The organism is Aliiglaciecola sp. 2_MG-2023 (assembly GCF_030548145.1).
In the GTDB taxonomy this organism is placed as follows: domain Bacteria; phylum Pseudomonadota; class Gammaproteobacteria; order Enterobacterales; family Alteromonadaceae; genus Aliiglaciecola; species Aliiglaciecola lipolytica_A.
On record NZ_JAUORY010000002.1, the window covers coordinates 112,855 to 136,332 of the forward strand.

A 23,478-nucleotide genomic window follows, 5' to 3' on the forward strand; every position below is an offset into this window, starting at 1 on the left:
ACACATTCTCACATTTTGTTATGTCTCAGCAATTCCACGTTTTTAAAAGTATTTTTGCAATAGTTATTGCTAGCTTTCTTTGGGGAACCACTGGGGTAGCAGCAAGCTATGCGCCAGATATTAGCTCATTGGCGATAGGGGCTTTTTCGATGGGTATCGGCGGCGTGCTTTTGGTGTTTTCTGCCCGTTCCAAGTTACGCGCTGATTTTAGATTAATGCTCGCGTATCCCCATTTCGTGTTGTTCGGAGGCGCGTGTGTCGCGATCTACCCGTTAGCCTTTTATACCTCGATGCGATTTTCTGGTGTTGCTATTGGTACTGTCATTTCTATTGCTAGTGCACCTTTTTTTGCTGCATTGTATGAACGGGTTATTAGTAAAAAGAATATTTCTGTTCAGTGGATTGTGAGTTTTGTTATCGGCGTTATTGGAATTGTCCTGTTAGTGATTGGCAAAACTGACGGTTTAGTCACATCAACTCACCAAACCTTACAATATGTGGGGATTATTTTGGGTTTATTGGCAGGGCTAACCTATGCTGGCTATTCTTGGGCAGCTAAACATTTGATTGAAAAAGGTATTGATTCACAATCTTCGATGGCAGGGTTATTTGGCTTGGCTGCATTGTTGTTACTACCGTCTTTATGGTTTACCGGTGCTAATTTATTTTCTACCGTTACAAATACCTCGGTTGCTTTGTACATGGCCTTTTTTCCGATGTTTCTAGGGTATTTATTGTTTGGATTTGGCTTGAAACTTGTTGATGCTAGTCGCGCCACGTTAATAACGCTAATCGAGCCCTTGGTTGCTACTTTTTTAGCGGTTATCATTGTGGGAGAAGATTTTAAGTTGATTGGTTGGTTTGGTATGGGGCTGATTTCGCTGTGCCTAGCATTACAAACGGTGAAGTTTAAACTTCAGCCTCAGATGGACTCGGTGGTAATATCGAAAACTTAACATGCAGATGGTAATGTTTTCCCCATAGTGACTTCATGGTCACTATGGGAATATTTGTTCTGGTTTATTTTCCTTCATTCTCTACACTTGGTTGTTTGCGCATAGATTGGGCTATTTTTTCGCCACTTCTACCGACAACATAACCGCCTACACCTACGGTTAACAGCGTAAACAGTTCCTCTGGCAGTTCTAACATTGCCACTTTGTCGGTAAACAGATTGAGGTAAGGAAACAGAATGTAGTTATTCGCTACAATAAAAATAATCACCATCATTAAGACCGGCCGCCAATTTCTCTGTATCCAACTTTTGCCTTGAGCTTCGGCGACAATGACGGCTTGCTGAGCTTGAAGTACTTTAGTTTCATACTCTAAAACTTTGTGCTCCAACTCAATCATCTTAAGTTGTACACCAGCCCTAATTTCATCGAGTTGTTTTTTAAGTACTAAGCGTTCTTCATCTGAAGTGTGCACATTATCAATCAAATCTGCAGCTGGCTTAAAAATACCGCCAATAAATTCCATAATTCCAATAGCCATAATGACTCCTTTCTTTAGTTAGGGTGAAATTTACCGGTTATTTACTGCGACTGTTTGCCACTGTTTACAATGGCGATTGTCTTAACCTGTCCTAATATGTTTAACATTTTTTTAGATTAATTGCTGCATTTTTAAACAACTTTTGATTGTGTATAAAAATAAACGTGAATAGTTTTTACATAAGCGCTTTTGGTTTAGAGGGCTGCGCCCCCCGCATTGCGAAATGCGTTCCTAATAAAGATAGTAAACAATAACCAGCAAAATAGTAGAATCCTTGGCCTGCATTAGATAGTGTTTGTGTGCTGATATCTAACGACATTTTAAATCCGAATACCGCAAAATTATGAGAGTCAGTTGTTTCTGCGTGGTTAGTGGATAAAATAGCGAGGAAAACCGCTACAACAAACACATCAGCCATCGACCATTTCCCAATGCTTGAAACCACACTTAAAAAAGCCCGTTCTAGCCTTGTACCAGGTTGGAAATAAGCGACACAAACCATGCTCGTTTTTATCAGTGGTATCCCCACTGAAAACAGTAAAATTAGTGCCGCGACTAATATTCTTTGGTCGTGCCATAACTCATCGATGGTTGCCATTATCGATAGCTCTTTATCGACAATACTGGAGCTCAGAGTCGATCCCCCTAATGATGCAGCCATCTCCATATCTAACGAAAACATAGGTAATAATATTCCAGGGAAAAACAAACCTATTGCAAGAATATTTAGTGCAAAACCAATATGACGTTTCAAAGCATAATCCTGTGAGTGTATTCAATATGGGACAAATATACCCTAATCATTTTTGAAATCAGTTGTTGGTTTAAAAAAAATTAGATATTTATGAAAGTGATTGAATTCCGAGTCTGTTTTGACCGAAGTTGATTTAGCTGTGATGACTTTGCATCACCTAAGTTTGTTTTATATTGCTTGTAAAATTAATATCACTTGGGAGCTAGCAAGGCTGTGAATTCAGTTTGATATCTTTTGAGTTGTAATAAAAAATGAGTTTGGACCGCTATACTCTTATACTAGTTAGACTAAGACTGATTAAAGTATTGGTACTAAGGGTAATCCATTATGACTATTATACAAATAACTGAGCTATTTGGTTGGGCGTCAATAATTAATCTCGCCTATTTATTACTTGCTACATTAATTGTAACACTTATGCCTGATGCAATAGCTTCAATTCATAGTAAGGTATTCAAAGTTGAAAAAAGCACATTGCCACCTTTGTATATTAACTTTCTGAGTCTTTATAAAGTCATGACATTGGTTTTTATTGTTTCTCCGTATATTGCTTTAAAAATAATGGGGAGTTAAGCGCTAAATGAAGAAGTCCGTATTCATATTCTTAGTCTGTGGATCAATTTTTATCTTCAAAAGTGGGATAGCAAACGATGGACTTCAATTGGCAAGTCAGGAAGATTTATTGGTCGCCAAAGGTGAGCCCAATTCCCAACATGAGTTTGAAGATCAAGGAGACCTTTTTGTTCATTACTACTATCAAACTGAGAATGAGTCTTATTTGGTAGATGTTGAAACCGGTAAGGTTTGCAATGCCTATACAGGCAAAGAAGTTCGCAGTTGCTTTCCTTGTGCTGAGAATGAAGTTTCATTTAAATGCCCTTAACAAACCTATGAGATTGATATGCCGAAAACAACTAAGTATTTATTAATATCAGCGTTATTTTGCCTCGCCTTTGTCTGCTATTACGTTGGCAGTGTCATTGGCGCAATCGCATTCATTGCATTAGGCTTTTTGTTGGAGGTGGCTCTGTGGATTGGTATTTTAAAGACGTCTAAAAAACATATGTCTAACCGCTCTTGAGTCGATTTCCTGCGCTGATGTGAAGACAAAAAAATAGCACTTTAAAAGTGCTATTTTTAAGATTAAAACCTGTATTGAATCAGGCTTATTTCACTGGGAATCCGCGATCGCGCATCAGGGCTTCTACATTTGCATCTCTACCTCTAAACAAACGATAAGCTTCAGCAGGGTCCATTGCGTTTCGAATGGCGAATAAATGCTTAACTAGCTTTTCACTTAGTTCTTTGTCGTAGAATCCACCAGGTGCTTCAGCAAAGGCTTCAGCAGCATCTGAGGTTAAAACTTCAGCCCACATGTACCCGTAATAACTAGACGCATAACCTTCACTACTAAAGATGTGCCCAAATTGAGTACTACGGTGACGCATTACCATTTCTTCCGGCATGCCTAATTTCACAAGTTGTTCTTGTTCAAACTTCTGAGGATCAATCGCAGCAGGATCTGTTGTGTGATACAACAAGTCCATTATTGCAGATGCCATGTACTCAGTGGTTTTGAAACCTTCATTGAAAGTAGATGCTTTTTTGATTTTAGCTACTAACTCTTGTGGGATAGGTTCACCGGTTTTGTAATGCACTAGATAATTATTAATTACTTCATCAGTGATTAACCAACGCTCTAACAATTGAGATTGGAATTCAGTGTAATCACGCACACCTGAATGTGACGTTGGGTAGGCTACCTTGGCCGATAAGAAGTGCAATGCATGGCCAAATTCATGGAAGTAAGTTTCCGCATCATCCCAAGAAATCAATGTTGGCTCGCCTTCAGGACCTTTCACGAAGTTTGAGTTATTCGAAGAAAGTACCGTTTTCTTACCATCAAAAGTGGTGTAACTGCGGTAAGTCGTTGCCCAAGCGCCAGAACGTTTACCAGTGCGAGCAAATGGGTCTAAATACCATAAACCTATATGTTCACCAGACGTAAGATCTGTCACTTCCCATACTTTAACATCTGGGTGAAAAACAGGTACTTTGCCTTCTTCGATAGGTGTAAATTTGAAGTTGAAGAGACGACCTGCAACATAAAACATTGCTTCGCGAAGTTTGTCTAACTGCAAATATTGTTTTACTTGGTCTGAGTCTAGGTCGTATTTTTGTTTACGTACTTTTTCAGCATAAAAACGATAATCCCATGGCTCTATGGTGATATTCGCATTCTCTGCATCCGCAACGGCTTGCATGTCTTTTACTTCTTCATCCACACGAGCAATAGCCGCAGGCCAAACTTTCTGCATCAAGTCCATGGCGTTTTCAGGATTTTTCGCCATGCGATCTTCTAGTCTCCACTGTGAATAGTTTTCGTAACCTAACAGTTGAACACGCTCATGACGCAATTTTAAAATTTGTTTGATCAATTCATTGTTGTCATATTCGTCACCGTTGTTGCCGCGGCTGTAATATGTTTCCCAAACTTTTTTACGTAGTTCACGTTCTTCAGAGTAGGTTAAGAACGGGTCCATTGATGAACGGGTGTTGGTAATCGCATATTTACCTTCATGGCCTCGCTGGGCTGCGGCTGATGCTGCACCAGTCACAAAGGACTCAGGTAAACCAGAAAGTTGATCAGCGTCGATGTAGAGCACATAGTTTTCTTCATCAGCCAACACATTATTTGCAAATTTGGTTTGTAAACTTGCTACTTCTTGGTTTATTTCTGCATAACGCTTTTTCGCTTCCCCTTCCAAGGTCGCGCCATTGCGTGCAAAACCGTTGTATGTCAACCAAGTCACACGTTGCTGTTCAGAATTGAGCTGTTTATATTCTTCGCCTTCATACACTGCTTTTACCCGTGCAAAAAGCTTTTCATTTTGGTTTATCTTTGAACTAAACGCGGAGATCTTAGGAACCATTTCCTTTTGAATCTCACGGAACTCAGGGCTATTCTTATTGGAACTCCAAATACCCCAGTAGGTGAATACGCGACCTAACTCTGCACCAGACTTTTCTAACGGAACAATAGTATTTTCGAATGTAGGCGCTTCAGGATTGTTAATAATCGCGTCTACTTCGGCTAAATTGATTTCCATTCCTTTTTCTAACGCTGGAACTAGTAGGGCTAAGTCCATTTTATCAAAAGCTGGAACACCGCCATAAGGGCCTGAATATTCAGCAAGTAATGGATTTGTTTCTTGTGCGACTTGTTCAGTCATGGATGTTTTATCTTCTGTTTTAGTGGGGGTTGTGCTTTGAGAGCACCCACCTAATGTTGCAATTAGCATTGCACTTGTTAGTGTCAGAGCAAATTTTTTCATTTAATTTTTACCAATTATTTGAGAGATAGTTCCGTCATTATTATTATTCATTGTATGCTCTGAAATGAGCATTGTGGATAATACTAATCTTTAGTGTCAAAACTACAAGCGCTAAGGCCAAATCTACTTTTACATATCGTCTACAAACCCTTACAAAGTAAATTTCACATATCTTTTTCTAGTTTTAAGCCGAAGTGCTGAGTTTGGTCTTTTTAACTAAGTGATTGAAAAGTATTGTTGCGTGTTTGAATCGTCTGTTGTTCACGTATTGTTTCGAATACCTAATGTCGGTTGATGTACGTTACAGCTGCTGTTTTTTGAGTACTATTTAATCAAGTTAAATAAACCCTTTGAGTTAGCCATCATGTTCAAGTATTTGTGTTTGTTTATGACCTTAGTTGGCAGTAGCTGCCAAGCAGATGAGTTTTTTATTGCTAAAGGGGTGAATTGGCTAAACAACCTAGTACCAGAGACTACCAAAATTGAATTTAATAAATCTCGTATTAAATTTGATGGCTGTCGTCATCGGGAATATGAATTAACATTTAGTCAACCGGTTAACCAACGTTTGTCATTTGAAGGCGGTATGAGCTATGCGAACGGTAAGCTGCAGTGGGGCATCAATAGCCAAAAAATCAGTCTTAAGCGTTACTCTTTTTTACCACGCTATAGTGTCAATCGTAAAATTAGTCTAAGTGCGGGTGTCATCCTGCAATCTGCGCCTGAATTTAGTACTTCTCAGGGATTAGAGCTCGCCTTACCGAAAAGTAAAATTTATAAGATTAGCAGTCGTTTCAAAGGCATCCGAGATGACCATCAGGTGGATATCGCATTGAGTAGTCACCATTGGGATGCTAACGATGAATTTGGCACTTTGTTTGACAACGGATTAATCGATAATAAGCTAAATGTTAATTACGCCGCATTTTTCTAACGCTAAGTTCGCAGTGCTAAACCGCAGCCCCCTTTACGACTGTTTGACGTAAATGTTTAATGTCACAAAGTAACTGAATTTTACTGAAATCGTTTTTAGCTATCTGGGTTACACAGGTATTTTCAAATCCAGCGCGCTCTAAACTCAGCCGATCAATTTTCAAAATGTGTTCTAAAATATATCGTAAGACCAAACCATGAGTCATTACCATTAAGCTGTCTTCTACCGCGTTCGCCTGTTCAATAATGTGTTGCCACGCTAGCTCAACACGTTGTCCAAATTGGTGCTGACTTTCGCCATTTTCGGGTTGATAATCGGCGGCTAAAAAATCAAAGTCAATTTGCTTCCAAGGGGTTCCTCTGAGCGCTCCCAAATTACGTTCCTGTAACAGTTCCGATAAAACTAATTCGCAGCCCAATAGTTGCTGAACCGGCTTTGCTGTCTGCTGGGTGCGAGTATGATCGCTACACAATATTCTAGAAATAGCGTGGTGTTGATAAGCATCGGCCAAATCTTTTGCTTGTTGCTGACCATGAGCGGATAACGGAGTCTCTGGCGTCTGTACAATCCTATTTCGGTTGCCGTCTGTCTCACCGTGGCGGACCAAATAAATAGACATCATTAAGCCCTTAATTTATGCAAATACAACGGTTTTATTTTTGTGAATAATCACGCGATCTTGCAAGTGGTAACGAACGCCATTGGCTAACGCGGCTTTTTCACAATTCTTGCCTTTACGAACCATATCTTCAGCCGAGTCACTGTGACTGATGCGTATCACTTCTTGCTCAATAATTGGCCCTTCATCTAAGTCTTTTGTCACATAATGACAAGTCGCGCCAATCAGCTTAACACCGCGGTCATAGGCTTGTTGATAAGGTTTAGCTCCGGCAAAGGACGGCAAAAAGCTATGGTGGATATTGATAGCTTTGCCTGCTAATTTTTGACATAAGTTGTCAGGCACAATTTGCATAAATCGCGCAAGTACTGTGAGATCTGCTTGATACTCTTCTAGTAAAGCTTCAACTTGGGCAAAGGCTACTGCTTTGTCTTGATTTTTGAAATCTACCCAATGGAAAGGTACTCGATACCAATCTGCAAATTGTTTCATTTGCGGGTGATTCGCAATGATGCAAGGTATTTCACAATCAAGCTCACCACTGTGCCAGCGATGCAGAATATCAATGAGGCAATGAGATTCATGGCTGGCAAGCAAAGCCACTTTTTGTTTTTGCAAGGAATCGGATACTTTCCACTTCATTGAAAATTGTTTAGCGATGGGTTCAAAGGCCTGTTTGAAACTCTCTAAAGTCAATTTCAGCGTGTCAGTCTTTATTTCATGACGCATAAAAAAGCGCCCTAATTTGGCGTCTGTATGGTGGCTTGCTTCTACAATAGTGGCTTGATGATCAGCTAAAAACTGACTCACAGCAGCGACTAATCCTACTTGATCGGGACAATCGATTACCAGCCTGAAGGTTTGTTGCATGAATAAATTACTCTTGTTAAATCGGACTTACTACTAATCCCCTTATTGTGCTGCCGGAATAGGCCTGAGGTAAAGCACTTATTGGAATTACATAAAAGTTTATCTTGGGCGAATGGGACGATGCAAAGGCCAAGTCTGTCGAATAGGGTATTGCACCCCGTTTTTGCCACTAACAGATTCAAATAAATGCAATTGATCTATCTTTAACTCGAAATCTGGTTCATATAGTGGCGCCGGAGGATTGTTTTTAGCGTTTCTAACTAGGGTGATATGAGGAATATACTCTCTAATGGGCAAGTTCAGTCCTGCTTGTTGTGCATATTCGGTCAACCGTTTTGTCGTTTGCAACATGTGCTCTGGAATTTGGGTACTACCGAGCCATAATATTTTCGGTTTTGACCAATAACCTAAGGTATCAATTTGCAGGTTAAAATTTTGAAATTGGCTTTCTTGTATGGCACAACAAAGGTGGTCTAATTGTTGTTCTCTAACTTGTCCTAGAAACACACTAGTGATGTGAAAATTTTTAGCAGGCACGCAGCGCTCAAATCTTGGTAAGGCTTTGTTGCGCCAATCATCTAATGCAATTTTTGATTTGGCATCTAAATCAAATCCTAAAAAGTAGCGCATTGAAACTCCAGCAAAGATAGAATGGGGTGATTATAGAGGATTTTTGGTTTGACTGCGTGTTACCTGTAGAAACTTGCTGGCCAGCATTAGAAAAAGATTTAGTTCATCAAGATGTTGTATTAGTTGCTCCCCCTGGAGCGGGTAAATCCACATATTTGCCTTTGAAACTGCTACAACATCCTAAATTTGCTGATCAGAAAATCATTATGCTGCAACCGCGACAAATAGCAGTGACGTCGATCGCCAACTATTTGTCAGAGCAGCTAAATGAAACCGTTGGGCACACCATCGGTTATCGTATGCGAGGTGAAACTAAAGTAAGTGCTCACACTAGATTGGAGATTGTTACTGAAGGGTTGCTTACCCGTATGTTGCAAAACGATCCAGAGTTAGCCAATGTTGGACTGATTATATTTGATGAATTCCATGAGCGGAATATCCATTCTGATTTTGCCTTAGCGTTATGTTTGGAAGTAAAGCAAGCGCTCCGTGATGACTTACGGTTATTGGTAATGTCGGCGACTTTGGATGCAGCAGCGGTGGCTAATTTATTGCCTGATGCCAAACAATTGGAAAGTCATGGCCGCAGTTTTCCGGTCACTAGCCATTACCGACCACGAGATAAAAGTACTCTTTTAGAGCAACATGTTTTTAAGATTATCAAAGAAGCAGTGAATAGCCACGATGGCGATATTCTTGTGTTTCTGCCCGGTGCACGACAAATATTGGCAACGCAACAATTGTGTGAGCAATACTTTGAACAAGATATTGAAACTTATACTTTGTTTGGACAACTGGATAAACAAAAGCAGCGTTTAGCAATACGACCAGCTAAACAAGGCATGCGCAAAATTGTGCTGGCAACCAATATTGCTGAAACTAGCTTAACCATCGACGGTATTAAAGTGGTAATTGACTCTGGTTTAGAGAATGTTGCAAGTTTTAATTGGCAGCGGCGCATCGAGCAGTTAAGCAGCAAACAAATTTCTAAAGCCTCAGCTACTCAGCGGGCAGGTCGGGCGGGTCGTTTATCGGCTGGAAATTGTTACCGATTGTGGTCTAAGGATACTCAACAACGTTTAATTGCACAGCGCCCCGCGCAAATTTTAGAAACAGATATTAGTGGCTTGTATTTAGATGCAAAAGTCTGGGGCAGTGAATTATCTGAATTACCTTTGTTGGACACCCCTAGTCGTTCTCAACTCGACTATGCAAAATGGGTGTTATCGTTATTAGGTGCGATAGATTCCTCCGCTAAATTAACCCCCCATGGCAGAGCGTTGAACGGCTTTGGTTGCCATCCAAGATTGGCTGGGATGTTAGTAGACAGTCAAAAAGGGCAGCCCTTGCAAAAAGCGCTAGCGTGCTTATTGGTGGCAATGCTTGAATTTCGTCCCATTAGTGAACTGCGAAGAGAAACCCAGCTACGTCAGCATTTACGTTTTCTACTCACGCAGCCCTCGCATCCTATTTGGACGCAAGCAAAACGTTGGGCAAAGCGGCTTGGATGTTCTTGTGATAGCCGTTCGGTAAGCCTTGAAAAGGGGAATCTCAGTGAACTGTTAAGTGTGGCATATCCTGATCAGATAGGTCGCTTGCGAGACAATGGAACTTATCAGCTAGTAAATGGAACAGGAGCTAAATACTTCAACTCAAAAGATCAAGGCACTAGTGCGTTGAGTAAATGGATTATCGTGACCAAATTAACCATCAGTGATCAGGCTGATGCACTCATACAAATGGCCGAACCAATAGACGAACACTTGGTTTTTGAGCGATTTAAACATCATTTTAAACGACAAAGTGAATATAGTTGGTCCCATACATTGGCAAAAGTTGTCGCGCGAGAAAAACAAATATTCGGCGCTATTACGCTATGGGAAAAACAAATCGAAGCCTCAGATGGGCTGCAATGCGTGCAAATATTGATAGCGCAAATCAAACAACAAGGACTTTCATTTTTACCTTGGAAAGAGAAGGTTTGGACGTTTATTTATCGAGTAAGTTTGGCTCGTAAAGTGGAAGGTGAGCATTGGCCTGATTTCTCAGAGACTAGCTTGTTGGCTGAGCTCGAAGAATGGTTGGAACCTTTTCTCGATGGCATAGTTACAGGCAATAAGCTACAGCAGTTAGATTGGTTAACTATCTTAAAAAATCGATTAACTTGGGAGCAGCAACAACAACTAGATCATCACTATCCACTTAAAATGAAAGACGCAACAGGGCAAGACTGTAAACTAGTATATTCAGCCGATGAACAAGTTGAAATGCAAGTGAAAATGCAGCATATGTATGGTTACGATGGTTCACCCTGTGTTGCCAATGGCAAAGTACCAATAACCCTAACACTGCTATCACCAGCCGGTAGAGCATTGCAGAAAACCCAAGATCTTGCAGGGTTTTGGCAAGGTAGCTACAGCCAAATTCAAAAAGAAATGAAAGGCCGATACCCAAAGCACTTTTGGCCAGATAACCCAGCAACAGCGCAAGCCACCACGCGAGTTAAGAAATATATGTAGCTTAAGTATATTGCGGTGTTTGGGTCTGGAAATTAATTTACCTGTAAATTCATTCGTTTAACATTGTGTTCACATATAATGCTGGAGATGCGCATCGCTTAACCGATACAATAGAGTAATTGTTAAACAGTTCCAGTTAAAGCTGGACTGTGTTGAACACTTTAAGGTAGTAAACATGCACATCCAGCGCTTTTTCCAGCTTCCCATTTTAACCCTTATTTTTACGTTAGTTACACTTTCCGTTTCTGGTGTAGATGCCAAACCCAACCATGAAGTCAGCATTGCCCATCTAAGCGAGGCACAGTTTACTATTTCAAAAATAGATAATGATAATTTGGAAAACAGATTGGAAATAAGCACAAGTGGGATAGTGCGAACATTCAATTTAGTCGAAAACAAGTCACTCCTATCTGCACCCTTAAAGCTGAAATTACATTCCAGCATAAGTTTGTACAAGGGGACATTGGAAAATGTAACAAACTCTTGGGCTAGATTTAGTTTAGTAGGAGAGAAATTAACGGGTGCATTTTATGATGGTCAAGATCTGTATTTTGTGAATTATAAAAGTCAGCTAAACGCGCAATTAAACAATATTGAAAGTAGTAAAGAAGTTACGAGTGATTTATTAATTTATAACGCCAAAGACGTTAGTCACAGTGCCACCTGTGCATTAGAAAATAGTGCCATTCAGTCAGCTTTTAGCTATTCGGGTTACATTGACGAACTAGCACAAATGACAAGTGAAATGGCTAGCAAAGAGATATTAATTTCTTTAGTTGCCGATTCTGAATTCGAAACTGGTGATCCTCAAGATGCTGCTACAGAAATGTTGGTAGAAATGAATGTCGTAGATGGCATATTTTCGGAACAAGTTGGCGTGCAGATTACGGTTGATGACATTCGTGTTTTAGAAGACAACGGCACCTTAACCATGAGCGATGCTGAAGATTTAATTGTAGCTTACCGTACTTATGTTGCCATTAATTATAATAATCCAGGCATAAGCCACCTATTTACCGGTAAAGATTTAGACGGTAGTACTATAGGTATTGCCTACGTTGGAGCGGTTTGCAATAGTTATTCTGTTGGCGTAACGCAGCGTTTTGGTTCCAGTACTGCCTTAGTGACTGCCCACGAGATTGGGCATAATTTCGGTGCACCCCATGATAACCAATCGGGATCAGCTTGTGCTGCGACTAATGGTAGCTTTTTAATGAGTCCAAGTATTAATGGCAGTGATCAGTTTTCTGATTGCAGTTTGACGCAAATGGATGCCTTGGTTAGTTCCGCAGCCTGCTTAACCAATGTATCTCCACCTACAATTATTTCTACCCCTAATACAACGGCAACTGCTGGTTTAGCTTATGAATATGATACAGATAGTAGGGTAGATGCTGATGGTTCTGGTAGCTTAACTTTCAACCTCGATTTTGGTCCAGAAGGCATGACAGTATCAGAAGATGGGCTAGTTGAATGGATACCCATTGAAACTCAGACAGGAACTAGTTTAGTGCAAATTAGCGCCAGCAATGCTTATGGTACAGATACACAAAACTTTGAGATTGAGGTGACTCAAAACCCGTCGGGTGAATTTCTAAACTTCAATGAATTACCTTATTCGTCATTTAGTACAGGACAAGATTTCGAAGGAACAGTGACTATTGGGGACAGTGGAGCGAGTATTACCTTACAAGGCAATCGTTGGGTTAAAGTGGACTTCAATTATGCAATTCAAGCAGATACGGTTATTGAGTTTGATTTTATTAGTACGTCATTAGGGGAAATTCACGGTATTGGTTTAGATGATGATAATAAAATGGAAGAAGCTAGAACTTTCTCATTAGCAGGTTCTCAGTCTTGGGGGCTGGAAAGTGCTCGTTATACTGAGTTTGGTGAAGTTCAGCGTATCTCAATTCCTGTTGGGCAGTTTTATACCGGTAATGTCGAGTTTCTCTATTTTGCAATGGATAATGATGTTGAAGGTTCTACCGCCAATGGCACCTATTCAAATGTAACGGTATACAACATTAATGACGATACAGTTGCGCCCACAGAAACCCTTGATTTAAGCCAGTTTACATTCTCGGAATTTGATCCCGCACAAAACCCCTCAGGTTCAAGTGTAAGTGAGGTTATTGACGATGGAGAGACCCTGCATCTGCAAGGTAACTTATGGCGTAAAATTGATTTAAATCAGGATATTACAGAAAATACAATGATAACCTTCGATTTCAAATCTACATCTCAAGGAGAAATCCATGGAATTGGCTTTTATACGACTGATTTGGCTGATAGAGATGAAACATTTAAATTATATGGTACCCAGGAATGGGGGTTAGGTGGCTTTAACTATTCAGGCAACGGAGAGTATCAGTCCTTTACAATTCCTATAGGGCAATATTATGCGCAAGGCACATATCCTTATCTCGTATTTGCAATGGATAACGATATTTCAGAGCCTGTTTCCAACAGCTACTTCAGTCGAATTTCTATTTTTGAATCTTCTGATGAAGAGCCCCCTTCCAATGAAGGTTTAAATTTCAATGAACTTGATATTTTAGACTTAGACCCGAATCAGAACCCAGAAGGTGCTAGTACGATAACTATTTTAGATGCTGGTTATACTTTGCAACTCGAAGGCAATTTGTGGCAAAAAATTGAGCTCAACACCGATATCACTTCAGGTACAGTTTTAGAATTTGAATTCAAATCAACGGCAGAGGGAGAAATTCACGGTATCGGCTTCACCAATAATGCATTTACAAATGAAAGCTTAACCTTCCGCTTGTTTGGTACTCAAGTATGGGGAAATCATGATTTTCAATATACCGGTGATGGAGAATACCAAACATTCGTCATTCCGATAGGAGAGTATTTTACTGGGTTTTACCCTTATATCGTTTTTGCAATGGATAATGACGTGGAAAACCCCAATTCTGATTCCGTTTTTAGAAACGTCATTATTCGCTAAATTAAGATTAAGTTCAGAAGATCACTATTTACCAAAGGAATGACGGTAAATAGTGATGGCAAAATACTTACTTCTGTACATTTTATAAATACTAATTTGAGCCAGCCCGCTGGCACTGATAAACTGCTTGTCTGAAACAACCCCAACAAAGATCCCCTTAATTAATCATGTCAATAGCCCAAAAATTGAATCCCTTACCTTGGTTCCGCAAGTATTTCTGGAAGTTGTTTCTGGTTTGCGTCGTTGCTATGTGTGCCTACATGGTTTATTTAGATGCTATTATTGCCCATCAGTTTTCTGGTAATAAATGGCAAGTTCCCGCGCAAATTTATGCTCGTCCTTTGGTGCTAAGCTTAAAAGAAGAAATCACCAGTAAAGAAATTATAGAAGAGCTGACGCTATTGGGGTATCGACGGGTTGCTAAAGCGAGTCGCACTGGTGAATATCAGTACAACAATAATCATTTCGAAGTTTATCGTCGAGCGTTCCATTTTCCTGATGGCTTTCAAGCCGAGACAGCTTTATCTCTGACCGTTAAATCGGGGCGTGTGTCTAGCATTGTTAACCTCAATAGTGGCAAACAAATTGATAGTTTCCGTTTAGAGCCATGGTTAGTTACACGATTGATCAGTGAGGGGAAAGAAGATCGTATGTTGGTGTCTTTGGGTCAGGTGCCTAAAGAACTAGTTGAAGCTTTAGTTCTGGTAGAAGACAAGGATTTTTATCAGCATCATGGAATAGCTCCGCTTTCAATTTTACGGGCTTTGATTGCTAATATCTCAGCGGGACGCGCGGTGCAAGGTGGCAGTACCTTGACCCAGCAATTGGTTAAGAACATGTATTTAACCAATGAAAAGTCGATAACCCGTAAAATCAAAGAAGCGTTTATGTCAATATTGATCGATGCCCGTTATAGCAAAGATCAAATAATGGAAGCTTATTTAAATGAGGTGTTTTTAGGACAAAACGGGAATACTGGGGTGCATGGATTTGGTTTGGCCAGTTACTTCTATTTCGATCGGCCGTTAAACGAACTAAATCTAGAAGAAATGACCACCCTAGTTGGTATGATCAAAGGGCCGTCTTATTACAATCCAAGGCGTCATCCTGAGCGTGTCATTGAGCGACGTAATCTGGTGTTGAGGCTGCTGTTTGAAGCTGGAAAGATTAACAAAACAACCTTTGAACAGTTGTTGGATAAGCCAATTCAAGTCGCCACTGGCGCAACTCTGGTTAGGGGGAAACATCCAGCCTTCATGGATAGAGTAGGGCGAGAATTACGTACTATTCTAGATAATCCAGATATTCGTGATTCTGGTGTGAAACTCTTTACGTCCCTTGACTCAAACGCTCAGCGCAAAGCCGAGACCGCCCTGTCTGGTGGATTAACCAGTATTGAGAAGCAACGTAAATTAGAGAATTTACAAGCCGCTATGGTAGTCACTGACATTGATAGTGGTGAAATTCGCGCTATGGTAGGAGATCGCAACACCGGTTTTAGTGGTTTTAATCGAGCATTGGATGCGAAACGCTCCATAGGCTCTTTAATCAAACCAGCAATTTATATCACTGCTTTAGAACATCCAGAAGAATATAATCTGGCCACACCTCTGTTCGATGATCCAATCAAATTACCCAGTGAAGGTGGGGAAACTTGGGAGCCGCAAAATGCAGATAAAAAGTTTCGTGGTCAAGTGCCATTGTATACAGCATTAACACAATCACTGAATGTTCCCACTGTAAGCTTAGGTATGGAACTAGGCTTAGAAAATATTACTCAAACACTCAAGCGTTTAGGGGTAACTGAACCTATTACCCAATATCCTGCATTGACCTTAGGTGCCCTAGATTTATCGCCTATTCAAGTCAATCAGGTATATCAGACGATTGCAAATAATGGCGTGCAAATCCCTCTTCATACAGTTAACGCAATCATGTCTGCAGATGACCAATTAATGTATTCATTTTCTTCTCAGGCCACTAGAATCATCGATGAAAAAGTAGCTTATTTGATGAATTACGCGCTGCATAAAGTCACCTTAGAGGGCACCGCGAAACAAATTAGACGGCGTTTTCCAACGATTAATATGGCCGGCAAGACCGGTACAACTGATGATTATCGAGATAGTTGGTTCAGTGGTTACGACAAAAATATATTAATAACCAGTTGGATTGGCACTGATGATAACAAAAGTACCGGGTTAACTGGTGCCAGTGGTGCATTGCGATTATTTATGGATTTCCAGTTATTGCAAGAACCTAAGTCACTCGTTCGTCGCTTCCCTAAAGGTTTAGGGATCGCACATTTCAATCCGCAAACCGGTAGAGCGACGCAAGCGGGATGTCAAACAAGCATGAGTTTGCCAGCCATATTAGAAGTGCTGCCGAAACGAGCCGATAAATGTGATACCAAAAATCCGAAGATCCAAGAGCGCAAGAGCTTTTGGGAAAGGCTTTTTGGTAATTAACCAAAAAGTTAATTATTAATATTCAAAACTGACATTAACGTTTGTCTTTGGGGGGCATTGGTTTTTTCACATGTTTGTCTAAGAACGGCGCTAAATCGGTCGGTTTACTGCAATCTAAACTACCACCAGTAAAGGTGGATAAAACGGCAATGGTTTTATTTACTGTTGAGCTGCAATCCACTCGTACCGAGTTACTTTCTCTTAGTTTTTCATCGTCCGTTTTAAAGGGATCAAACTTAGGTAAATTCAAATCAGGCGACTCTCTTTGCTGACGATAGCGCTGCGCCTCCTGTTCAGCCATGCGTTGATTGGCTTGGGCTGAGTGATCTAACAAATGTTTTTGCGCTAAGTTTCGTGAGGTCTCAACCTGAGTGTCAGTGTTAGTTTTGTCTGGAAAATCAATCGAAGGCAAATCTTCCCGTCTTGAATCATTTTCAATAGGGGGGATTTGCGGTGTTACCTGTTCAACAATTTCGGGCGCTTCATTAGGTTCGATGGTATCTGCTGGTGGTAACGTTTCTGACACTTCTATTTCAGTTACTTCTACGTCTTCAATAACTTGGTCTGCTTGTTGTTTTTGTTGATTATCATCAGGTTTGGCCAGCGCTTCTGGTTCCGATAACGGTTCAACAGTTTCGATTTCGGCAGCTTCTTCCACAACTTTTGGCGCTGGCAAAAATACGAGTTTGGCGTTGATCGCAGAAACCTCTTGCTCGATTTTTGTTGGGATAATAATTCGTTGTTGAGACAAAATCCACCAACCAATCAGGCCATGAGCAAGCACGGAAATAAACAACACTTTTCGTAGAGAATTGTTTTTCGTTTTGGTTGCAAGGTGTTGTTGACGTTCAAAATCCAAGGTGAGCGCTATCCAGCATTAATATTTGTGAACTTGATTCGACAATAGACTTGCAGTACCTCCTTTAGTTCCCTAAAAGCAACACTTTCGAAATACATCCAGACAGCGCACCCAGAACGTGCAAAAATAGGTATTTGCACACAATTGGTGCGCAAGTTGACTGTTTAATCTGCTTTTTTTAATCTAAGTCTTTGATTTTTATGTGTAAACATTAGTGGCATAAGACTTGTTTTAAGAATGGAGCGTTTCAATAAAAACAAATTCAAAATACCGGGAGTAACACAATGAAACTAGTAACTGCGATAGTTAAGCCTTTCAAGCTTGATGATGTTCGCGAAGCCATTTCAGAGATTGGCATTGATGGTTTGACTGTCACTGAAGTGAAAGGCTTTGGACGTCAAAAAGGTCATACCGAATTGTACCGTGGTGCAGAATACCAAGTGGACTTTTTACCAAAAGTTAAACTGGAAATTGCGGTTCAAGACGATCATGTTGAACGTTTAGTTGAAGCTATTGTTAGCGCAGCGAAAACGGGCAAGATTGGAGACGGAAAAGTATTTGTGTATGACTTAGAGCATGCAGTACGTATCCGTACGGGTGAAACTGACGGCGAAGCCATTTAAGTAGCAGGGCAGGAGAAAATCATGGAAATTACATTTGAACTTGGGTATGCACTAGATACCTTTTACTTTTTGATATGTGGCGCCTTAGTCATGTGGATGGCAGCTGGCTTTACAATGCTAGAAGCCGGTTTAGTGCGTGCTAAAAACACCACTGAAATATTAACTAAAAACATTACTTTGTACGCAGTCGCTTGTATCATGTATATGGTATGTGGCTACTCAATTATGTACGGTGGAGACGACTTCACATTGTTCCTTAGCGGAATCGTAGGTGACGGCGCAACGGGTGAAGCAGAACCTGCTACCTATGCTCCTTCAGCAGACTTCTTCTTCCAAGTAGTATTCGTTGCAACTGCAATGTCTATCGTTTCAGGCGCGGTCGCTGAGCGTATGAAATTGTGGTCTTTCCTTGCATTTGCCGTAATCTTAACTGGTTTCATCTATCCAATGGAAGGTTCTTGGACTTGGGGTGGCGCTTCTGTATTCGGTATGTATACACTTGGTGACTTAGGTTTCTCTGACTTTGCTGGTTCAGGTATTGTACATATGGCCGGTGCTGCAGCTGCTTTAGCTGGTGTGTTGATACTAGGTGCTCGTAAAGGTAAATATACTGCCGATGGCAAAATTAATGCGATTCCAGGCGCTAACTTACCGTTAGCAACATTAGGTACATTTATCCTGTGGATGGGTTGGTTTGGTTTCAACGGTGGTTCTGTTCTTGCGACAGCTACTGTAGAAAGTGCTAATGCTGTTGCTGTAGTATTTATGAATACTAACGCTGCTGCTGCTGGTGGCCTAGTTGCTGCACTTATTCTAGCGCGTATCTTGTTTGGTAAAGCTGACCTTACTATGGCTTTAAACGGTGCGTTAGCTGGTTTGGTTGCTATTACTGCAGAGCCTTCTACTCCAACTCCACTGCAAGCTACTTTGTTCGGAGCTATCGGCGGTCTATTGGTAGTTGGAAGCATTGTTGCTCTAGATAAAATGAAAATTGATGATCCAGTAGGTGCTATCTCTGTTCACGGTGTGGTAGGTCTTTTAGGACTTCTACTAGTACCTATTACAAATGATGGTTCTTCTTTCTCTGGTCAAATCATCGGTGCTATCACAATCTTTGTATGGGTATTCGTAACTAGCTTGGTTGTATGGTTAATACTTAAAGCTATCATCGGTATTCGTGTAAGCGAAGAAGAAGAGTTCGAAGGTGTAGATATTGGCGAATGTGGTTTGGAAGCATACCCAGACTTCACTGGTGGACGTTCTTAATACCTACTCTTTAAGAAAAACACAGAGGGCGAATAAAAAAATAAGAATAATCAGAATAATAACAACATCGTCCTACTGTTGTTAAAAACAGACAAAACCCCGCTAATCAGCGGGGTTTTTTTTATGCTCAGCTCTGATTATTCTGAATCATCCTTTCGAAGTTAATTGTAACTATCTGAATATCTTGAACTTACACAGTTTTTAACACTCTTGGTATCCTTCCTGCTCTGAACTAAATCAATGTTAGTTGTCAGATGCCTATAGACATTTTGAAAACTGACGTGACTTTTTCAGGAGAAATTATGATTATAAAGCCCCTTCATGTGTCTTTACTCTGTTTCATTGCAATGTTATCCGCTTGTGGTTCTAATGATGATGCTTTGCCGATTTTTGCCGCTCCCGTTAAAACCACTCTACCGTCTTTTTCCTTAGCCGTGAGTGATGCACCAGCAGACGGTTTAGCAGATGTGATTTTGTGTTTTTCGACTATTACCCTCAAAGGCGAGGAAGAAGATCTTACTTTCAAAGTTGGTGATCCAGAGTTTGCTCTTACGGCCAACGATTTATGTTTGGATGATACCAATAATGTGGTGCCTAATGCGGTTGGAATTGACCTTCTTGAGTACACTGGTAGTCTCTCAATACCGCTAGTAGAAGAGATTAATATACAAGCCGGTCAATACTCTCAAATAAGCCTTGGTATGACAGATGGTTCATACACGGTAGATAAACTAAAGCATACAAAAAATCCGATAACCATCGCATCCAATGAAATCACCTTTGACGGGTTTACTGTAACTGAAAACAACACAGCAGATTTTACGGTTGAATTCGATTTACGAAACGCCTTGACCAACCCCGTGGGACAAGATGAATATTTTTTACAATCAACTGGAATAAGGTTGGTAGATAATCAGCAAGCTGGGCAAATCAAGGGGCAAGTTTCAGAAACGCTTTTGATTAATCAATTATGTGAGCCGTTAGCTGATATCAATGGCTCTCCTGCGGTTGTGTATTTGTATGAAGGCATGAACTTAGAATCTAGTAAATTGGCAGATAATGGTGGTTTAGAACAGGTTCTTCCTTTTGCCAGTACAAGTGTCTATTTTGATGCTTCACAAACTACTTACCCCTTTGATATTGGTTTTGTTCCCTATGGAAGTTACACGCTGGCACTCAGTTGCGATCTTACTGATGATCCAGAGTTAGATGACGAAGTAGGCTTTGTACAAATTCAAGAAGTCAGCATAGATGATGCTAAAACTGAGGGAGTAGTCAATTTTGAGGACGTTAATGAATAGGCTTTAAAGCATAGAAAAGTGCTTTTACACCACTTGCGTTTATATTTTCTTTAAACCAATGGTCGCAAAGCGTATCCTTTAAATCATCAAATAGTATAAAGGGTGGTTTAATGAGATTTCTTGCGTGTATCTTTGGTTCATTGATTGTATTCAGTCAATACAGTTCAGCCTATGATCGTATCACTGGTGAACCCTTCGCTTCACGTTCTGAGGTTATAGCGACCAATGGTATGGTTGCCACTAGCCAACCATTAGCCACGCAAGTTGGCTTAGACATCTTAAAGCAAGGTGGTAACGCTATTGATGCCGCTATTGCTGCGAACGCCATGCTGGGCTTAGTAGAACCAACCGGCAATGGAATTGGTGGTGATTTGTTTGCTATCGTCTGGGATGCAAAAACGCAGCAGCTTTATGGATTAAATGCCTCAGGCCGTTCGCCTAAATCGTTAACGTTAGAATACTTTAAAGAGCAAGGTATGGAAAAGATTCCATCCCATGGTCCTTTGCCGGTTTCCGTTCCTGGCGCTGTTGATGGATGGTTTGAACTACACGGTAAATTTGGTTCATTGCCGATGACTAGTATCTTATCTCCAACCATAGAGTATGCTAAAAAAGGCTTTCCAGTAAGCGAACTTATTGCTTGGTACATGCAACGTAGCGCGCCAATTTTAAGTAAGTATGAAGGATTTTCCGATACTTATATGCCCAATGGTTCAACACCTAAAAAAGGTGAAATATTCGTAAATCAGAATTTAGCCGCCACATTGGAAAAAATAGCTACAGGTGGTCGCGATGCTTTTTATAAAGGTGATATCGCTCGAACTATTGCCGCCTATATGAAAGCGCAAGGTGGATTCCTTAGTTATGAGGATTTAGCTAGTCACACATCCACTTGGGTAGAACCCGTCTCGAGTAATTATCGTGGATATGATGTTTGGGAATTGCCACCAAATTCGCAAGGCATTGCGGCTTTGCAAATTTTAAATATGCTTGAACAGTTTGATATCGAAGGAATGGGCTTTGGTTCGGCTGAATACATTCATACATTTGTAGAAGCTAAAAAACTGGCGTTTGAAGATCGCGCAAAATATTACGCCGATCCGGCATTTAATCAGATTCCAACTGATTGGCTGATATCCAAACAATATGCCCAACAACGGGTGAAGCTACTGAATCAACAAAAGGCAGCCAATCGTTATGATGCCGGCCTCAATGAAGGCGATACTATCTACCTAACCACCGCAGATAAAGACGGTAATATGGTATCGCTTATCCAATCCAATTATCGCGGGATGGGCTCAGGTATGACACCCACAGGCTTGGGATTTATCTTGCAAGATCGCGGTGAACTGTTTTCTCTGCAAGAAGGACATTTTAACGTTTATGAACCAGCGAAACGACCATTCCACACTATCATTCCTGCTTTTGTGACAAAAAATGGCAAACCTTGGTTGAGTTTTGGAGTAATGGGTGGTGGTACACAACCACAAATGCATGCCCAGATAATAGTCAATTTAATTGATTTTGGAATGAACCTGCAAGAAGCTGGAGATGCACCAAGAATACTGCACAGTGGTTCAAGCCAACCGACAGGTACTTTGATGGAAGATGGGGGCTATGTGAGCCTCGAAAGCGGTTTTTCAGCCAAGACTCGACGAGAATTAGTACAAAAGGGACATATATTACGAGATGTATCTGGCAGCTTTGGTGGTTATCAAGCTATTCTTAGAGACAGCAAAACTGGTGTATACTTTGGCGCCTCTGAAAGCCGGAAAGATGGCCAAGCTGCCGGCTATTAACTGAACTTACAATGCTCTTCTATTAATAAAAAAGAACAAGAAAAATATGACACAACCCCAAAAAGGCATTTGCGCAGAACCCAATTTACATGCGCAATATTTGATGTTTAATGTTATCGATGATGATGCGCAAGTGATACGCGCAAAACTAGCTCATATCCTCAATGTATTTGAACACTATGATGAGGAGCATTATGAGGCCATGGTGTCGGGTATCATAGCGGTTGGCACTAGTTATTGGACTGACTTATATCCGGGCCTAATTCCAATGGAACTCGCGCCTTTTCCAGATATGGAGTGTGATGATCGCAATGCGCCAGCAACACCATGTGATTTATTTATTCAAATCCGTGCTGACCGAGCGGACGTTTGTTTTGCCATAGGTAGTGAGGTGTGTGAGTTGCTTAAAGGACATGTGGAGTTATTCGAGGAAGTTAAAGGATTCCGCTATTTAGATGGGCGGGACTTGATTGGTTTTGTAGATGGCACAGAAAACCCCAAGGGCATGCACAAACGAACTGTAGCCGTAGTTGGCGATAAAGATCCCGATTTTGCTGGCGGTAGTTATATTCATATTCAACGTTACCGAACCCATATGGATCGTTGGCAAAGACTACCGGTTAAAAACCAAGAAGATATAATTGGTCGCACCAAAGAGGACAACGTCGAATATGCCCGCGAAGATAAACCCGCATTTTCACATGTCAAACGCTCGGGAATTAAGGATGCTGACGGAAATAGCCTTGAGATATTGCGGCAAAGCATGCCTTACGGTGATATGACAGTGAAAGGACTATTTTTTGTATCATTGGCTAACAGTCCTAAACCATTTACGCAGATGTTAAGCAGTATGGTGTTTGGCGATGAAAACGGCGTATATGATAGGTTATTGGATTTTACTGTAGCAGAAACCGGTGCTGCGTTTTTTGCCCCTTCACTTAACTTTATTAAAGCTAATAAAGACAAGTAAAACAGACCGCAAGGTGTCAGGTGTCGTGCCGATAGCCGACACCTCCATTGGTCTTTTTAAAGCAAT

General features: G+C 40.8%; 19 protein-coding genes. 12 read left to right on the forward strand and 7 right to left on the reverse strand.

The genetic code is table 11. From position 1 onward, the window contains the following. Window positions 1–20 precede the first annotated feature (20 nt). The gene (locus Q4567_RS02520; protein ID WP_303471015.1) at window positions 21–956 is read left to right on the forward strand and encodes a DMT family transporter; all 936 of its coding nucleotides are present in this window, start codon (window positions 21–23) and stop codon (window positions 954–956) included. Window positions 957–1,020: 64 nt separating this feature from the next. On the opposite strand, the gene Q4567_RS02525 is transcribed toward Q4567_RS02520, so the two are convergent. Together Q4567_RS02525 and Q4567_RS02530 are read right to left on the reverse strand one after the other, a co-directional pair. Then, window positions 1,021–1,494 carry a 3TM-type holin gene (locus Q4567_RS02525; protein WP_216048868.1) on the reverse strand — a complete coding sequence of 158 codons (474 nt, stop codon included), beginning with the start codon at window positions 1,492–1,494 and terminating at the stop codon, window positions 1,021–1,023. A gap of 175 nt (window positions 1,495–1,669) precedes the next feature. Next, window positions 1,670–2,248, reverse strand: coding sequence for a paraquat-inducible protein A (locus Q4567_RS02530; protein ID WP_216048867.1), 579 nt, complete (start codon window positions 2,246–2,248; stop codon window positions 1,670–1,672). Window positions 2,249–2,575: 327 nt separating this feature from the next. Between Q4567_RS02530 and Q4567_RS02535 the strand changes: the two genes are divergently transcribed. Together Q4567_RS02535 and Q4567_RS02540 are read left to right on the forward strand one after the other, a co-directional pair. Then, window positions 2,576–2,821: a DUF6868 family protein gene (locus Q4567_RS02535; protein ID WP_216048866.1), complete on the forward strand. Its 246-nt coding sequence runs from the start codon at window positions 2,576–2,578 to the stop codon at window positions 2,819–2,821. A gap of 7 nt (window positions 2,822–2,828) precedes the next feature. Continuing rightward, entirely contained in the window at window positions 2,829–3,131 is a 303-nt protein-coding gene (locus Q4567_RS02540; RefSeq protein WP_216048865.1) for a hypothetical protein, read from the forward strand. Between the two features lie 283 nt (window positions 3,132–3,414). Here the strand turns inward: Q4567_RS02540 and Q4567_RS02545 are convergent, their stop codons facing one another. Beyond that, window positions 3,415–5,583, reverse strand: coding sequence for a M3 family metallopeptidase (locus Q4567_RS02545; protein ID WP_303499218.1), 2,169 nt, complete (start codon window positions 5,581–5,583; stop codon window positions 3,415–3,417). A gap of 364 nt (window positions 5,584–5,947) precedes the next feature. On the opposite strand from Q4567_RS02545, the gene Q4567_RS02550 reads away from it, so the two are divergent. Further along, window positions 5,948–6,517, forward strand: coding sequence for a hypothetical protein (locus tag Q4567_RS02550; protein ID WP_303471004.1), 570 nt, complete (start codon window positions 5,948–5,950; stop codon window positions 6,515–6,517). Window positions 6,518–6,533: 16 nt separating this feature from the next. On the opposite strand, the gene Q4567_RS02555 is transcribed toward Q4567_RS02550, so the two are convergent. From Q4567_RS02555 to thpR, 3 genes are all read right to left on the reverse strand, one after another. Continuing rightward, the gene (locus Q4567_RS02555; RefSeq protein ID WP_216048862.1) at window positions 6,534–7,136 is read right to left on the reverse strand and encodes a histidine phosphatase family protein; all 603 of its coding nucleotides are present in this window, start codon (window positions 7,134–7,136) and stop codon (window positions 6,534–6,536) included. Between the two features lie 15 nt (window positions 7,137–7,151). Further along, on the reverse strand, window positions 7,152–8,006 hold the full coding sequence (gene purU / locus Q4567_RS02560; RefSeq protein ID WP_216048861.1) for a formyltetrahydrofolate deformylase: 855 nt from the start codon (window positions 8,004–8,006) through the stop codon (window positions 7,152–7,154). A gap of 99 nt (window positions 8,007–8,105) precedes the next feature. Further along, window positions 8,106–8,636 carry an RNA 2',3'-cyclic phosphodiesterase gene (gene thpR, locus Q4567_RS02565; RefSeq protein WP_303499220.1) on the reverse strand — a complete coding sequence of 177 codons (531 nt, stop codon included), beginning with the start codon at window positions 8,634–8,636 and terminating at the stop codon, window positions 8,106–8,108. A gap of 26 nt (window positions 8,637–8,662) precedes the next feature. On the opposite strand from thpR, the gene hrpB reads away from it, so the two are divergent. The 3 genes from hrpB to mrcB all read left to right on the forward strand — a co-directional run bounded on the left by hrpB (window position 8,663) and on the right by mrcB (window position 16,594). Next, window positions 8,663–11,155, forward strand: coding sequence for an ATP-dependent helicase HrpB (gene hrpB / locus Q4567_RS02570; protein ID WP_303499221.1), 2,493 nt, complete (start codon window positions 8,663–8,665; stop codon window positions 11,153–11,155). 175 nt (window positions 11,156–11,330) lie between these two features. Continuing rightward, window positions 11,331–14,126 (forward strand): M12 family metallo-peptidase, encoded by a 2,796-nt coding sequence (locus Q4567_RS02575; RefSeq protein ID WP_303499222.1) that lies wholly within the window; start codon window positions 11,331–11,333, stop codon window positions 14,124–14,126. A 167-nt stretch (window positions 14,127–14,293) separates the two neighbouring features. Further along, window positions 14,294–16,594 (forward strand): penicillin-binding protein 1B, encoded by a 2,301-nt coding sequence (gene mrcB, locus Q4567_RS02580; RefSeq protein ID WP_303499223.1) that lies wholly within the window; start codon window positions 14,294–14,296, stop codon window positions 16,592–16,594. A gap of 34 nt (window positions 16,595–16,628) precedes the next feature. On the opposite strand, the gene Q4567_RS02585 is transcribed toward mrcB, so the two are convergent. Beyond that, entirely contained in the window at window positions 16,629–17,453 is an 825-nt protein-coding gene (locus Q4567_RS02585; protein WP_303499225.1) for a hypothetical protein, read from the reverse strand. 284 nt (window positions 17,454–17,737) lie between these two features. Between Q4567_RS02585 and glnK the strand changes: the two genes are divergently transcribed. From glnK to Q4567_RS02610, 5 genes are all read left to right on the forward strand, one after another. Continuing rightward, window positions 17,738–18,076 (forward strand): P-II family nitrogen regulator, encoded by a 339-nt coding sequence (gene glnK, locus Q4567_RS02590; protein ID WP_216048856.1) that lies wholly within the window; start codon window positions 17,738–17,740, stop codon window positions 18,074–18,076. 21 nt (window positions 18,077–18,097) lie between these two features. Beyond that, the gene (locus tag Q4567_RS02595; protein ID WP_216048855.1) at window positions 18,098–19,342 is read left to right on the forward strand and encodes an ammonium transporter; all 1,245 of its coding nucleotides are present in this window, start codon (window positions 18,098–18,100) and stop codon (window positions 19,340–19,342) included. 302 nt (window positions 19,343–19,644) lie between these two features. Beyond that, the gene (locus tag Q4567_RS02600) at window positions 19,645–20,643 is read left to right on the forward strand and encodes a DUF4382 domain-containing protein (RefSeq protein ID WP_303499227.1); all 999 of its coding nucleotides are present in this window, start codon (window positions 19,645–19,647) and stop codon (window positions 20,641–20,643) included. Window positions 20,644–20,753: 110 nt separating this feature from the next. Further along, on the forward strand, window positions 20,754–22,442 hold the full coding sequence (gene ggt / locus Q4567_RS02605) for a gamma-glutamyltransferase (protein ID WP_216048853.1): 1,689 nt from the start codon (window positions 20,754–20,756) through the stop codon (window positions 22,440–22,442). Between the two features lie 46 nt (window positions 22,443–22,488). Continuing rightward, complete coding sequence (locus tag Q4567_RS02610) at window positions 22,489–23,412, forward strand: Dyp-type peroxidase (protein ID WP_303499228.1); 924 nt, start codon at window positions 22,489–22,491, stop codon at window positions 23,410–23,412. Window positions 23,413–23,478: the final 66 nt, after the last annotated feature.